The organism is Microcoleus sp. T2B6, assembly GCF_036700475.1.
In the GTDB taxonomy this organism is placed as follows: Bacteria; Cyanobacteriota; Cyanobacteriia; order Cyanobacteriales; family Microcoleaceae; genus Microcoleus.
Genome location: NZ_JAUBOZ010000006.1, coordinates 129902 through 143545 on the forward strand (window position 1 = coordinate 129902; position 13644 = coordinate 143545).

The following is a 13644-nucleotide window of genomic DNA, read 5'->3' on the forward strand; positions in this document are numbered from 1 at the left end:
GTAGCAAGGGTCTTTCTTGTTTGTAGCGAAGTCTAGATCCCCCCTAACCAAGGGCGGGCACGGGGGCACCGCCCCTACTAAGGGGGGGACAAGAACCTTCTCTCAAAGTCCCCCTTCTTAAGGGGGATTTAGGGGGATCTAGACTTTGCCTAAAAGCGACATTTATTGTGAATTTCTGTCTTAAGTTTTTACCAATCGGTTCTGTCTGGGAACGAGTAATGATCGTGAAAGTAGGTAAACTATGAGTGCAGCAATATTAACGACAAAACAGTACGTTGAAGAACAAGATGGTTGCTACCGCATCCTTGGGAAGCGCGTTTCTTTAGATTCAATTGTCTATGCTTTCCTGGCGGGACAATCCCCAGAAAGTATCGTTCAATCATTCCCCGTGCTAACACTAGAAGAAGTTTATGGCGGGATTTCTTTTTATCTTGCTAACCGCCCAGCCATTGATGCTTATTTGTTTGAGGGAGAACAACTATTTGAAACCTTGAGAGAGCAAGCAAGGGAAAGTAACTCCTTACTTTATCAAAAACTCTACAGCGATCGCACCAGCCAGTTATGAAAATTCGCTTTCAAGCAGATGCAGATTTGAACCAAGCGATTGTGATGGGTATTGTGAGGCGCGAACCAACTCTTGATTTTCAAACATCAAACTTATCAAATTTAACTGGTTTGACTGATTTGGAAGTCTTGAATTTTGTAGCCCAAGAGGGTAGAGTTCTCGTTTCTCACGACAAAAGAACCATGCCAAGATATTTTGCTGAATTTGCTGCCACTCAAACCAGTTCGGGAGTGATTATTGTGTTACAAAGTTTCCCAATAGGCGAAGCAATCAACCATCTAATCAAGATATGGCAAACATCTGAAGCCGAAGACTGGGTTAATCGTATTGCATATTTACCTCTCTAAGTCAGCGCTATTTCATGTACCGAGTATGGCCTTCATATCGTTGTTGATTGCTTGCTCGTCATAAATAGTTGGCACCCCTTCTTCTCTCATACATGAATAGTAAGCTCTTCCAGTCTGAAGCATGGCTTCTCTAGCTTGAGCACTGCCAGGATTTTTCCGAAGTTGCTCCTTTGTTACCTCGTATTCCGCTAGCATATGCTGCACGTATTCCGCCCACTTTTTATTGGAGTACATCAACACTGCAACGGGCGGTGCTGCAATTCCCCCAAGCCCTGCAATAACTCTCATTGCTGAACCTTCTGGGAAAAAGGCTGACAGAATTATTCCTGCGGGAAGCCCAAGCACTCCACCAAGTAGCAACAGTCCAATATTGTTTGGTCGCTTTTTGATTTTTGTCATAACTAAAAACTCTCTAGAAGTTTAAAACCTAATTCCACAATATCATGATCATGCCAAAGTCGATCGGAACCATGAGAAAAATTACCCAGATTTTCCCCGTTTGATTCTGTTGATTCCATATTAACAAGTTAACAGAGGACAATATGAACTATCAACTTTATTCAGATGTCATCTTACTATGCAACTTTCCTGAAGAAGGACTTTATGCCGGCGATATCGGTACGGTTGTAGAACAGCATCACGTTGAGGGACTAGAAACAGGTTATAGCCTTGAGTTCTTCGATCTGTTGGGAAACACTGTAGCAGTTGCCACGCTACCTGGAAGTTATTTGCGATCGCCAACAAGTGCAGATAGACCTACAGTTAGACTGGTTAATAGTTTTGCTGCGTAAGTAGAGGCAATTGTGCAATGGATAAACTAACTGAGTATCCCAAACTAATCTAATTGAACTCACCCCTGAATTGCTGTCAAGCCACCCGTTTGATATAATGTTGTTAGTAGATTGTAGCATAGCAATCAAAAAAAAGGGATAATTATGACCGTCGAACAAGCCATTTTGGAAAATGTGAAGGTCTTATCACCAGACCAGCAACAAGAAGTCTTAGCTTTCATCAAATTCTTGCAGTCCGATAAATGGGAAGAGATCTATAAAGGACGCTTCAAAGAACTGCAACAAAAAATTCGTCAAAACACTGATATCGATCCCGATGATGACCCCACTGAAACTGTCATCGAAGGGATTCAGCAAGGCTTCCATGAGGCAATTACCGGACAAACTCTCCCCTTGTCTCAACTGTGGGATGGCATCGATGACAATTGAGCGACAACCGATCCAAATTGAACTTACCCCCCGATTTCAACGAGACCTGCGAACTTTAGCCAAACGCTATCGCAACATTCGAAACGACATTCAGCCTGTAATCGAACAACTTCAAGCGGGGGAACTTCCGGGCGATCGCATTCCGGGGATGGAGTACGAAATTTTCAAAGTCAGAATTAAGAACAGCGACATTCAAAAAGGCAAAAGCGCGGGCTACCGTGCTATTTATTACCTCAAAACTAGCGATTCGATCGTTTTGGTGACTATCTATTCTAAATCAGACCTATCAGACATCGCGGCCGAAACAGTTCGAGAAATTCTAGTCCAATACGAGCAACAATTTCCCGAATCAGAAGAATTATGAACTATCAACTTTATTCAGATGTCATCTTGCTGTGCAACCTTCCAGAAGAAGGACTTTATGCCAGCGATATCGGTACGGTTGTGGAACAGCATCAGGTTGAGGAACTAGAAACAGGTTATAGCGTTGAGTTCTTCGATCCGTTGGGAAACATTGTAGCAGTTGCGACGCTACCTGGAAGTTATTTGCGATCGCCCACAAGTGCAGACAGACCTACAGTTAGACTGGTTAATAGTTTTGCTGCGTAAGTAGAGGAAATAGTACAATCGCGATGATGACCCCAAGTCGAGGAAGGCGATCGTCTAAAAATAGTGGCGATCGACTCAAATTGTCGCAACTGAGAGTAAAATTGAACATCTACTTTCCATAGAGCAACGTCGCTTTGAGCCAGATTCAAATCTTAAACTTACAAAGCCTTAGCCAGGGACTCCCTGCGATTACACCTGCCTTTGGAGCCGCGATCGCAGAAGCAGGTGCGATTTGTCTAACCGATGAAGCTCACCAACCAGGAGTAACACTTAAAGTTGAGGGAGAATTTTCTGCCACATTTAAGTTAGATTGGCAGCCAGTCACCGAGCAAACCCGACGATGTTGGAATGACGAAGAATATACTACCGAGCAGGCTGCTTATGGAATCGCATTCCTGTTAATTTTGCAATTAACAAATCTCACAGTCATTGAACGCTCTCGCAAAGGAACTGGATTTGACTATTGGTTAGGAAGTCAAAATTCAGCTACCACACTGCCATTTGAGCGAATGGCTCGGCTAGAGGTTTCTGGAATTCGCAAAGGCAATCAAAGTCAAATCAATACTAGAGTCAAGCTGAAAACTGAACAAACCCGCGCCTCAGACGCACAAGGCTTGCCAGCGTATATCATTGTAGTAGAGTTCAGCCGACCGATTTCTATTATTAGTGCCAAGCAAAATCCTGAAGGAACCGTACTCCAATGAGCCAGATTCAATCGCTCCACAAACAAGCAATGGATTTAGCCGAAGCAGCGGCAGTCGCCAGCTTAAGAGGTGCGTTGGAGTTGGCTGCACAATTGACGCGCCAAGCCTTTGAACAAGAAACTCAGGCCGCAGCCTTAATCGCTAGCGCCCTTGATGCTGAACCCACTCGTTCTGTGCTTCACCGCAGCGCAGCATCTTTAGCGATTGAATGTGGCGAATTACGAATGGCAGAACGTCTAATTGCAACTGCGTTATCTGGCAATCCCCCGGCAGAGATTGCTGAAGAGCTCAAAGATTTATTCATCCAGATTAACTTGAGCCAATATCTGAAACGTCAAGGAATCCACATCGACATTAAGGAACTGCGAGGAGTGGTAAATCAATAGCACTCGTCGAGGGACTAGAAACAGGTTATGGCCTTGAGTTCTTCGATTTGTTGGGAAACATTGTAGCAGTTGCCACGCTACCTGGAAGTTATTTGCGATCGCCCACAAGTGCAGACAGAACTAAAGTGAGCGTTGTTAACTGATATGATGTATAGAATTAGGGAAATCAACAAGCAAAATGATTCAATCCATACCGAAAATATCCATCAAACCTGGATACCGTCCCCAGTCGGATGATAAAACTCCTGAAGCTGATGCAATTGATTTTTACCTACTGCGGCAACTCACCAATTCCCAACGGTGGCAAATGGGGGCAAAATTAAATCGTTGGGCAAAAAGTGTTAGCTTGCGCGGGATGAAAAAAGCTTGTCCCTCAACCTACAAAGAGCGATTTGCTCGATCGATATTAGGTAGCAAGTGGTTGCCAATTTTAACCCCCACCAGTGAGCCCTCTATGTGGACGCAAGACCCCAGCGAAATTGCTAGACTGTTGCACCCAATTTTTGAAACATTAGGTGTCTCTTATTATATTACAGGAGGCGTTGCCGCTTCTGTCTATGGCGACCCTAGAACAACACGCGATTTAGATTTAGTAATTGAATTGCTCCGGGACAATATTTTTCAATTAGTTGAAGCACTAGAAACGGCTGGTTTTTACTGCCCTCCGGGTTCGGTCAAAGATATTCAAGAGGGTAGAGGGATGGTGTTGAGCGTCACTCACATGACTTTAGTATTGAACGCTGATATTGTGCTGAATTCTAATACTGAATTCGATCGCTCAAAAATGGCAAGACGACGATTAGAAGCGCTTGACGAAGCTGGTGTAGAACAATTTTGGGTTGCTTCTCCTGAAGATATTGTGTTGGCAAAACTGCTCTGGCGGCAACAGTCTCAGTCTCAAAAACAATGGAATGATATTTTGGGAATTCTGAAAGTCCAATCTGAGAATTTGGATCGGGGTTACTTAACAGAGTGGGCCCAACAATTGGGATTGATTGATGATTTGAACCTAGCTTTTACTGAATCAGGGATTTGAGGCGATCGCAATTCGCGCAGTGCGATGGCAAAAAAGGTCGATCGATAGTATAGAAAATAGTGCAATGGATAAACTAACTGAGTATCCCAAAGTAATAGAGCATATTTTAACCGAGTATCTATAATTTTACCGCCCTCCTCAATCCGACCTCGAAACATTCTTAATTACCGACGAACAAAACGGTCATTTATTCTCCTATTATTCAATCTAAAATAGAAAATCGATGGGCTGTTTACGTTCGGATTCGCGATCGCAAATTCTGGATCGAGGAAGACTGGACAGAAGATGGGATTGCAACGGATTTGGTGCGCGCAGGGGTTCCCAAGGAAGATATCGTGTTGGCATTTCACGAACCGGGAATGCGGCAATACACCGATTTTGCAGCCGCTTCGTAGCGCTCATTTAACTTAACTCCAGCGGTTCCGAATAGACAGGCAAACCCTCCTGAAATACCAGCAATTCTACCGGTTTAATTTGCGTCCAAACTTCGTTATCAGTCAGGGGAAAAGTGGCAATAACAGCCACGCGATCGTCCTCATTTGTCAGCTCCAGAAAATCTACTTTTTCAACTGTTGCTGCGTCTTTTCCTGTAAATTTATAACTAGCTTCTAATACCTGTTTAGATAATTTATTGGATTTTTAAAATCTTTAAAATTAGAGTTATTGTGGTTAATCCCCCAATTTAGCCACCAAATCTTCACAAACAGGATTTGTCAAGTCACCGCCCAGAGTTCGTAATACGGTAGCGCCCAAAAATGCTGTAGTTAATAGCATTCCGAATAATTTATAGTCGATAGGAACTGGAAAGGATAGACTAAAAGCCAATTTTACAATTTACATTCAGCTATTCGCTTGAGAATTAACCTCCATCCAGCACTAGCAAAGCGAGCATTCCAGTACATCCAAAATGAAGTAGGAACCAGCCACGTTATCGGTAAATGCCCAACAGGAGCATCAATAGTATAATTAATTTTCTTGTAATCGATCCAATCTTTTTCACTACGCCAACCGACTCGATCGGCCAGAACAAAATAATCCTCATCCACTGCTTGATAGAGATTTGAGATCGCACTAAATCCGAAACGTCCACCACTCGCTTTAACCCAGAGCTGATCTATCTTTTTTAACTCGGAACATGGAAAATTTTGAATGTCGTTGGCTGTGAGTAGGCGATCTTGTCTGGAATCGGCCCCGGCAATTTGCAGCATTAGTTGTCTGGTTTCAATGTCGGCATCTTTCCAATCTTTCCGAGTCAGGAAGTGATGAAGTTGAGTGTAGTCAGTTGCGGTCATTAATTTTATGATTGGTTTTATATTGTAAGCAGAACTCCTAGAAGCCTCTCCTGAGCTCAACGCTGCCGATTTAGTCAACGTTTTGGCTGACGCCGATGCCCATCCTGAAAAAATTGCGATCGCATCGGGTTTAAGCGGTGATGATGCGCTGACGGCTGCGTTTGAAGAAAATGCTCGCGATGTGGCCCAGAGCCCCGGCAGTTAGGGTTCTGCGGTAGAATTCTACTCATCTAGCAAGGGGCTTAAAGCTCCTTGTGCGAGTTCTTACACACTATGCAATGGAATATCTAACTTTTAGAGAAGCCGATCGAGAGGACATACAGGCGATCGTCAATATTCACAATTCTCATGCGCGCCGTCAAAATACGTCGATCGAGCGCGGCTTTTTGCTAACACAAATTACTGAAGATGAGATTGTCCAAAGCTTAAATAATTCAGGCAGATATTTTGTGTCAGCTAAAACCGATGGGGAAATTCTAGGATTTGTGGCTATATCACAACCCAAAATATCTGATGAAATCTTGGATAAAATTATCTGGAAAGATGAGGTTTTTAAGAAAAGAGTCACAAGCGATCGGCATTTTTATCTCGAAAGAGTAGCAACCAAGTTAAATTGGATGGGTAGAGGTGTTGCTCAATTTATGTATAAAGAAATTTATCAACTTTTTCCAAATTCATTTATTTCGCTGTTTATTGTTACCCAGCCAATAGCTAATACTCGTTCCCTAATGTTTCACCAAAAACAGGGATTTGAACAAATAGGAACTTTGCAAATTGACCGATTTCTCGATTTAGAAAATTATGAATGTTTTGTGATGTTTAAAGAAACTTGAATTTATCATGAGTGAGTCTCCAAGCAGAAGCAGACATTAATCCAGCCTAACAGGAATTACCAAAAGCGAGGGAACTGTTATCTCCGCGAATTGCCATCTCAAATAACCTCGCTATAACTCCCTTGGCGGTTGTGATACTTCCCCTCCCCGCAGTAAAAATCTTTTTTCCCCAAACAAAAAGCGCCCCTATTTCTAGGAGCGCTTTTTGTCAATCTCAGACTAAAACTTAGCCATTGATAGAAGGAGCAACCAAAGCTACTGGAGTGACTTCACTAGCAGCCAAGTCAAGCGGGAAGTTGTGAGCATTGCGCTCGTGCATTACTTCCATACCCAAGTTAGCGCGGTTGATCACATCAGCCCAAGTATTGATAACGCGACCTTGCGAGTCGATAATCGATTGGTTGAAGTTGAAACCGTTCAAGTTGAAAGCCATCGTGGAGATACCCAAAGCGGTAAACCAGATGCCGACTACTGGCCATGCACCTAACAAGAAGTGCAAAGAACGGCTGTTGTTGAAAGAAGCGTATTGGAAAATCAAACGACCGAAGTAGCCGTGGGCTGCAACGATGTTGTAGGTTTCTTCTTCTTGACCGAATTTGTAACCGTAGTTTTGCGATTCGGTTTCGGTTGTTTCACGAACCAAGGAAGATGTTACCAAAGAACCGTGCATGGCGGAGAACAAAGAACCACCGAAGACACCAGCAACTCCCAACATGTGGAAGGGGTGCATCAGGATGTTGTGCTCAGCTTGGAACACGATCATGAAGTTGAATGTACCGGAGATACCCAAAGGCATACCGTCAGAGAACGAACCTTGTCCAATTGGGTAGATCAAGAATACTGCGGTTGCTGCTGCAACTGGTGCAGAGTAAGCGACGCAGATCCAAGGACGCATACCTAAGCGGTAGGACAATTCCCATTCACGACCCATGTAGCAAAATACACCGATCAAGAAGTGGAAAATTACCAATTGGTAAGGGCCGCCGTTGTACAACCACTCATCGAGGGAAGCTGCTTCCCAGATTGGGTAGAAGTGTAAGCCAATGGCGTTAGATGAAGGAACAACTGCACCTGTGATGATGTTGTTACCGTACATCAAGGAACCTGCTACTGGTTCGCGGATGCCGTCGATGTCCACTGGAGGGGCAGCGATGAAGGCGATGATGTAGCAGATGGTGGCGCTGAGCAAGGTAGGAATCATCAAGACTCCGAACCAACCTACATAAATGCGGTTGTCGGTGCTTGTGACCCACTCGCAGAAGCGTTCCCAGACGTTGGCGCTTTCGCGCTGCTGTAAGGTTGTTGTCATGGTTTTATGATTGCTGTATTTGGTTGTCAATGTTCGGATGATGTTTATATTATTACGCCTATCGTTAAGGTTTGTAAAGGGGTTTAGCGACAGTTAAACTGATGACTGTGATTAGGAAAGCTGATGAAAGGAGAAAGATGGCCGTAACTTGCGGGGCCCGACGCCATCGCCCCCGCGCGAAACAGAGAAATAGCAAAACTTAAGTACCCAATAGTTTGCTAAACTTATCCGTAATTCATCGGCGAGAGGAAGTTTTATGTGGAAAGTGGCAGAATTTGGAAAATTAGTGGGAGTCTCAGGCTCTACGTTACGGCGCTGGGAAAGTGAAGGCAAGTTAATCCCTGACAGGACATTGGGAAACCAGCGCCTTTATTCAGAAAGTCACCTTAATACAGCCCGCAACCTGAAGACTGGTAAAACGCCACCCAGTAGAGTTATCGTATATTGTCGAGTTTCCTCCACTGGGCAAAAACAAGACTTGCTTCGTCAAGTACAGGCTATGGAACAATTCTGCTTGGCGCAAGGCGTTGCTATCACGGATTCCATTCAGGAAGTTGGGGGTGGACTCAACTTCAAGCGTCCTAAGTTTTTGCAAATCGTACAATGGGCGATACTGGGCGAAGTCAGGGTGCTGTATGTCGCCCACAAAGATCGGCTGTGCCGATTTGGTTTTGAACTCGTCGAGCAAATCTTACAGTGGAATGGTGGGACGGTTATTGTCGCCAACGCGGAAAGCCTTTCACCGTATGAAGAATTGACTCAAGACTTGCTTTCAATAATCCATTGTTTTTCTTCCCGCCTTTACGGACTGCGGAAATACAAAGCAAAAGTTAAAAATATTATAGAAGGTATAGATCCTTGTGCGGATTCCGCTATACTTGATCAGGCCAGCAACTCCAAAGAAGTTTAACTATGTTTGGGATCAAGCGATCGCTAAAACTAAATAACCTAGAAGCGACTTTGATGCCAAAACACGCAGGATTCCGACGTGTAGTGTTTAACATGGGGTTGAGCTTGCGAACTCAAATGTACGGCGAGGGGCAATTCACAGACTCAAAGGTACTTAACGAAGTTAAAAAAGTTCTTACCAACCACGTCAAGAAACAGCCTGAATTTGGTTGGATGAATCAGTTGTATAGTCGAGTTTATCAAAATGCTTTGATTAACTTGAAAGATGATTTTAGTAGGTATCGCTCTGGGAAGGCAGGTCATCCGAAATTTGCTAGTCGCCGGGACGGTCAATCTTTTACGGTTGATTCGTCTAACGGCAAAGTTTTACTAAACGCTGGCAGCACTATCAAAATTCCTACCTTGGGAAATTTTCGGCTCTACGAAGCCCGCTTAATTCGGTTACGTGTCTCAAACTATTACGATTTCAAAAGAAGGAAGTCGTTGGTTTCTTTCCTTTTGCGTTGATGCCGAACGTTTGCCAGTTCAACAATCTGAAAGGTCTGTAGGAATCGATGTAGGCATTAATTCTTTTGCCACCCTGTCAAACCAACAGGTCTTTGATGCGCCGAAGCCGTTAAAACAAGCGAAAACCAAGCTTGCTACCTTGCAACGCCCAGCCTCAAAACAGGTAAGAGGCTCCCAAAATCAGCGCAAAACCTACAATAAAATTAGCCGACTTCACGCACGGATAGCTCGTATTCGTTTAGATTTACTTCATAAGGAATGAGAATTAAATAACTTCCACTCTTGAAAGTGGGATGGGCGTCCCGCCCGTCCAAAAACGACGGGCGGGACGCCCATCCCACAATAACAATTAAAATTGTAAGTTATTTAATTCGCGATCCTAAGCTAACAACTCCCACCGTCCCAACTTTCAAGCTAATCAAGATTGAAAGTTTGAACGTTAAGGGCATGATGGCGAATCACAAGCTGGCTGAGGCAATATCGGATCTAGGATTTTACGAATTCAAACGCCAACTTGATATGGCGTGCAAAATGTATGGGGCAAATTTAGTGCTGGTAGACCAATTATTCCCCAGCACTAAAACTTGCTCTAATTGTGGCACTAAAAAAGATATGCCACTAAGCATTCGGACTTTTGATTGTCCTGCTTGTGGCATATCTTTAAGATAGGGATTTTAACGCCAGCCTCAACATTTTGAATTGGGAACCCTCGGCAGCCAGGGGGGTAGCCTACTTATCTTGGGATTAGCCGTCTACCCAACAGCGTAGGAAGTAAACTCCGAATTGTGTCTAAAAATGGGTTTAGAAAAGTTTAGGTAAGTTTTACAAAGCAGAAACAGGAGCGATCGCAGGTGGAGAGGCCGGGATGCGAGGAGGTGGAGAAATCCTGAACTGCTGGAGTTGCTGCGGGGTTAGTGATCGCAAAATTCTCAGTCCGAGGGTGTCTCTGGAGATGCTTAAAGCGTAGGATGGCTCCAGATACGGGCGGAAATTGGATTTGTTGTTCAAATAGCATTCCATGAAAGCTAGGCTGAGTCCGCTGAGGTAGCGGCGGGCTAAAGCTGGTTCGGGCCCGATCGCCTGTGGTGGTGGCAGAAAGAGGCTTTGAGGGGATTCCTCGATCGTTGAGAAGTGAGTCCCATTGTTCATCAGTACGAGATATTTGTTGGGCGATGTCAGCCAAGTGAACGGTTGAATTTGTTCGAGCAAAGCGGGGGCGACGGTATCGGCGCTGCCTGCGATTAGCATGACTGGGATTTGGATTTTGCTGAGGTTTGTTTCTCCGAGAATGCTGCTGACGATCGGGTTGACGGCGATCACAGCTTTGATGCGCGGGTCGTCGAAATTGTACTGGTTGCGCTCTAGGCCGCGGGCGCGGCACTGCAACAGTAGGGAGAGGTTCCAAGTATCGTTTTCGAGTCCGCAATCTTTGTCTAGCTGTGCAAAATTAATCCCTGCCCCGGCTAATGCTAAAGCCGTATAGCCACCGAAAGACTGGCCGATGACGCCGACTCGCTGCAAGTCGAGCTGCCCTTGGTAGGTCGGATCGGTTGTAGAAAGTTTGGTTAAATAATCGAGCAGGTCTTTGATGTCGAGGGGGCGGTTGACAAATTCTGCTGGTTCTGCTACTTGATTGGCTCTGCCTGTTACTAAGTCTTGGATTTGTTGGGCGTTGCTGCCGGGGTGTTCGGGGACGGCGACGGCAAAGCCGTAGGAGGCTAGGTGTTTGGCTAAATATTGAAAGGAAAGGCGATCGGAACCTAAACCGTGGGAAATTACTACTACTGGGGCCGGTTGCGGGCTCCGCTGCGGCAGGTAAATGTCCATATCAAACGTGCGCTCCTCTTCGAGGGCTTCGCTAACGCGATTTGGACTCGTCAAAGTTACCGATGATTTTTTCCAAGTATAGGGGCCCGGTAGCTGGGGCTGCAGCATGGCGGCGGGCGGTATGGCGGGTTCAGAGGCTGCTTGTGCTTCGGACAATTGAGCGACTCCAGCGATCGTCTGATTGGAACGGTTGATCAGCGATGTGAGCTCGTTGGCGATACCTAAGCCACGGGCGATGTCAATCCTGATGCCATAGGTGGGGAATTTCCGCAGCACGTTGAGAATTGTCAGGCCTTCGGGATCTGAGGCTGCTAAAATCAGGGCGGCTCGGATGGCATAAAATCCAGGCTGCCGAGCTTTGGTTTGAATTACTCGGCCCAACCGTTTCAGCAGCACTTCTCCTTGAGGCGTGTAGAGAAATTGGGCGATCGTCACGGGGCTGATTTCAGCTTTCGCTTGCAGGGCGCTGCGAATCTCAGCTAGCTGAGATTCTTTGGCGTACTGAGCGAAGCCGTCCAAGTTTGAGTCTATTTTGCCTTCTTTGGCGAACAGTGCCAGGGATTCGATGGGAACTGATTCTTCTAGTGGCCCGTAAGTTACGTAAATTCGCTCGGCACCCATTGCCGGTGCGGCGGTGCAAACAGCCGTGAATGCACACAATCCTAGGTATTTTGGGGCGATCGACCGCCGAGTGCGAAGGGCAGCAGTGGAGAGGCTCGAAAACAGACTGTTCATAACTTTCACACCTAGGACTTCTAATAATTAGTCGGTGAAATGATGTAAATTGTTTCGCCAACATTTAATGCCAAAAAATCGATCTGTTGCTTGGGATGCTTCGGAAATTAGGTTATCTTGGGAAGCATAGCCAAAAAAGCAATTTTCTGACCTGACAAGACTAGCTGAAATTTAAAATTCAACACCCAGGGGTCAAACCTACTGGAATGCCCATTGATTATTTTTTCAGCTATGCAAGATATTTTCGATCGAGTTTGTAACTACAGCCTGAGTGGGAGAATTTATGATGTTCAATGCAACTGCTATCCTGATTGACGCTTTTGTGCAAGAGTTGCAGGCCGGCTACCGTCGCACCTACGGCAAGTACAAGCCTGACTACCCTGAAATTATCGCCTGGGCAGGGACTATGGCTCTGGAAAATATCGCTAACTGCGATGCTCTTTACCACAATGTGGAACACACAATGCTCGTGGCTTTGGTGGGACAAGAGATTCTCCGCGGCAAACATATTCGCGAAGGGGGAGTGTCGCCGGAAGATTGGCTGCACTACCTGATCTCGCTGCTGTGTCACGATATCGGCTACGTCAAAGGTGTTTGCCGCCAAGACCAAGAAGCTGTGGGACTATATGCTACGGGTATTGACGGGGGCATGGTTTCTGTGCCGATCGGCGCAACTTCTGCCAGTTTAACTCCTTATCATGTCGATCGAGGAAAACTCGTAATTGACGAACGCTTCGGGGGCCACACATTAATTGATGCCGAACAAATCAAGCGCAATATTGAATTGACGCGCTTCCCAGTTCCGGCTAGCGAAACTCATCAAGACCGAAATAATTATTCTGGACTCGCTAGGGCCGCTGATTTGATCGGTCAGTTGAGCGATCCAAATTACCTGCGAAAAATAAGTGCCCTGTTCTACGAATTTGAGGAAGTCGGCACTAATAAAATCTTGGGCTACAAGTCTCCGGGAGATTTGCGGCAAAATTACGCCAAGTTTTATTGGAATGGAGTTTTTCCCTACATTCCTGCAGCTTTGAACTACTTGGAATTGACCCAGGGAGGCAAACAAATTATTGCCAACCTCTACGCCAACGTATTTCAGGTAGAACACGCTGAACCGCTCGCTTTCAAGCATAACGCTCAAGAATTCACCAAATTCCCCGCCAATCGCAAATTAAACGGCGAAAAAGATGGTGATTATATTCAACCTTCCGTGTTGCCCGGAGAAAACAAGCCATTTGGGGATTTTCCCGACTTAAATTTGTGATAGATAATTTACGCGCTGAATTAGGCAGCTATAAAGACGATTCATAATTAAAAAAAGATGAATGTTTTAGTGGGGCTTCCTTTTCTGTCAGCTATAGT

22 protein-coding genes are annotated in these 13644 nt (G+C 45.2%); 17 read left to right on the forward strand and 5 right to left on the reverse strand.

Features of this window, described 5'->3' with window-relative positions:
• The first annotated feature begins 241 nt into the window (after window positions 1-241).
• Together QUA00_RS04650 and QUA00_RS04655 are read left to right on the forward strand one after the other, a co-directional pair.
• A complete protein-coding gene (locus QUA00_RS04650) occupies window positions 242-565 on the forward strand; it encodes a DUF433 domain-containing protein (protein ID WP_333146884.1) in 324 nt (107 codons plus the stop codon).
• Window positions 562-912: a DUF5615 family PIN-like protein gene (locus QUA00_RS04655; RefSeq protein ID WP_106332322.1), complete on the forward strand. Its 351-nt coding sequence runs from the start codon at window positions 562-564 to the stop codon at window positions 910-912. Before QUA00_RS04650 ends, QUA00_RS04655 begins: the two co-directional genes overlap by 4 nt.
• Before the next feature lie 12 nt (window positions 913-924).
• On the opposite strand, the gene QUA00_RS04660 is transcribed toward QUA00_RS04655, so the two are convergent.
• Complete coding sequence (locus QUA00_RS04660) at window positions 925-1311, reverse strand: hypothetical protein (protein ID WP_333408845.1); 387 nt, start codon at window positions 1309-1311, stop codon at window positions 925-927.
• Window positions 1312-1454: 143 nt separating this feature from the next.
• On the opposite strand from QUA00_RS04660, the gene QUA00_RS04665 reads away from it, so the two are divergent.
• From QUA00_RS04665 to QUA00_RS04700, 8 genes are all read left to right on the forward strand, one after another.
• Window positions 1455-1703: a DUF4926 domain-containing protein gene (locus QUA00_RS04665; RefSeq protein ID WP_333408846.1), complete on the forward strand. Its 249-nt coding sequence runs from the start codon at window positions 1455-1457 to the stop codon at window positions 1701-1703.
• Window positions 1704-1847: 144 nt separating this feature from the next.
• Window positions 1848-2132: a hypothetical protein gene (locus QUA00_RS04670; RefSeq protein ID WP_333408847.1), complete on the forward strand. Its 285-nt coding sequence runs from the start codon at window positions 1848-1850 to the stop codon at window positions 2130-2132.
• The gene (locus tag QUA00_RS04675) at window positions 2122-2496 is read left to right on the forward strand and encodes a type II toxin-antitoxin system RelE/ParE family toxin (RefSeq protein WP_333408848.1); all 375 of its coding nucleotides are present in this window, start codon (window positions 2122-2124) and stop codon (window positions 2494-2496) included. Before QUA00_RS04670 ends, QUA00_RS04675 begins: the two co-directional genes overlap by 11 nt.
• Window positions 2493-2741 carry a DUF4926 domain-containing protein gene (locus tag QUA00_RS04680; RefSeq protein WP_333408849.1) on the forward strand — a complete coding sequence of 83 codons (249 nt, stop codon included), beginning with the start codon at window positions 2493-2495 and terminating at the stop codon, window positions 2739-2741. Before QUA00_RS04675 ends, QUA00_RS04680 begins: the two co-directional genes overlap by 4 nt.
• Window positions 2742-2875: 134 nt before the next feature.
• Window positions 2876-3445, forward strand: coding sequence for a hypothetical protein (locus QUA00_RS04685; RefSeq protein ID WP_333206885.1), 570 nt, complete (start codon window positions 2876-2878; stop codon window positions 3443-3445).
• Entirely contained in the window at window positions 3442-3831 is a 390-nt protein-coding gene (locus QUA00_RS04690) for a hypothetical protein (RefSeq protein ID WP_333206884.1), read from the forward strand. The genes QUA00_RS04685 and QUA00_RS04690 overlap by 4 nt, the downstream gene beginning before the upstream one ends.
• 178 nt (window positions 3832-4009) lie before the next feature.
• On the forward strand, window positions 4010-4867 hold the full coding sequence (locus QUA00_RS04695; protein ID WP_333408850.1) for a hypothetical protein: 858 nt from the start codon (window positions 4010-4012) through the stop codon (window positions 4865-4867).
• A 263-nt stretch (window positions 4868-5130) separates the two neighbouring features.
• Entirely contained in the window at window positions 5131-5262 is a 132-nt protein-coding gene (locus tag QUA00_RS04700; RefSeq protein WP_333301085.1) for an element excision factor XisI family protein, read from the forward strand.
• Between the two features lie 7 nt (window positions 5263-5269).
• Here QUA00_RS04700 and QUA00_RS04705 read toward each other — a convergent pair whose 3' ends face one another.
• Both QUA00_RS04705 and QUA00_RS04710 read right to left on the reverse strand, forming a co-directional pair.
• On the reverse strand, window positions 5270-5419 hold the full coding sequence (locus tag QUA00_RS04705) for a class II glutamine amidotransferase (protein ID WP_333146913.1): 150 nt from the start codon (window positions 5417-5419) through the stop codon (window positions 5270-5272).
• Between the two features lie 275 nt (window positions 5420-5694).
• On the reverse strand, window positions 5695-6159 hold the full coding sequence (locus tag QUA00_RS04710; RefSeq protein ID WP_333146869.1) for a GUN4 domain-containing protein: 465 nt from the start codon (window positions 6157-6159) through the stop codon (window positions 5695-5697).
• A gap of 82 nt (window positions 6160-6241) precedes the next feature.
• Between QUA00_RS04710 and QUA00_RS04715 the strand changes: the two genes are divergently transcribed.
• Window positions 6242-6364: a hypothetical protein gene (locus QUA00_RS04715; protein WP_333146867.1), complete on the forward strand. Its 123-nt coding sequence runs from the start codon at window positions 6242-6244 to the stop codon at window positions 6362-6364.
• A 73-nt stretch (window positions 6365-6437) separates the two neighbouring features.
• Window positions 6438-6992, forward strand: coding sequence for a GNAT family N-acetyltransferase (locus QUA00_RS04720; protein ID WP_333146865.1), 555 nt, complete (start codon window positions 6438-6440; stop codon window positions 6990-6992).
• 226 nt (window positions 6993-7218) lie between these two features.
• Here QUA00_RS04720 and psbA read toward each other — a convergent pair whose 3' ends face one another.
• Entirely contained in the window at window positions 7219-8301 is a 1083-nt protein-coding gene (gene psbA / locus QUA00_RS04725) for a photosystem II q(b) protein (protein ID WP_333070606.1), read from the reverse strand.
• A 256-nt stretch (window positions 8302-8557) separates the two neighbouring features.
• On the opposite strand from psbA, the gene QUA00_RS04730 reads away from it, so the two are divergent.
• The 4 genes from QUA00_RS04730 to QUA00_RS04745 are packed head-to-tail and all read left to right on the forward strand — an operon-like array spanning window position 8558 to window position 10386.
• Window positions 8558-9211, forward strand: coding sequence for an IS607 family transposase (locus tag QUA00_RS04730; protein ID WP_333148391.1), 654 nt, complete (start codon window positions 8558-8560; stop codon window positions 9209-9211).
• A gap of 2 nt (window positions 9212-9213) precedes the next feature.
• Window positions 9214-9717, forward strand: a complete 504-nt coding sequence (locus QUA00_RS04735) for a hypothetical protein (RefSeq protein WP_333148394.1) — start codon at window positions 9214-9216, stop codon at window positions 9715-9717.
• Window positions 9718-9727: 10 nt separating this feature from the next.
• Window positions 9728-9979 carry a transposase gene (locus QUA00_RS04740; protein ID WP_333310775.1) on the forward strand — a complete coding sequence of 84 codons (252 nt, stop codon included), beginning with the start codon at window positions 9728-9730 and terminating at the stop codon, window positions 9977-9979.
• A gap of 26 nt (window positions 9980-10005) precedes the next feature.
• Window positions 10006-10386: a zinc ribbon domain-containing protein gene (locus QUA00_RS04745; RefSeq protein WP_333408857.1), complete on the forward strand. Its 381-nt coding sequence runs from the start codon at window positions 10006-10008 to the stop codon at window positions 10384-10386.
• 153 nt (window positions 10387-10539) lie between these two features.
• On the opposite strand, the gene QUA00_RS04750 is transcribed toward QUA00_RS04745, so the two are convergent.
• On the reverse strand, window positions 10540-12279 hold the full coding sequence (locus QUA00_RS04750; protein ID WP_333143870.1) for an alpha/beta hydrolase: 1740 nt from the start codon (window positions 12277-12279) through the stop codon (window positions 10540-10542).
• A 286-nt stretch (window positions 12280-12565) separates the two neighbouring features.
• Here QUA00_RS04750 and QUA00_RS04755 point away from each other — a divergent pair, with 286 nt between their 5' ends.
• Entirely contained in the window at window positions 12566-13546 is a 981-nt protein-coding gene (locus QUA00_RS04755) for an Npun_R2479 family HD domain-containing metalloprotein (RefSeq protein ID WP_333143869.1), read from the forward strand.
• The last annotated feature ends 98 nt before the right edge of the window (window positions 13547-13644 follow it).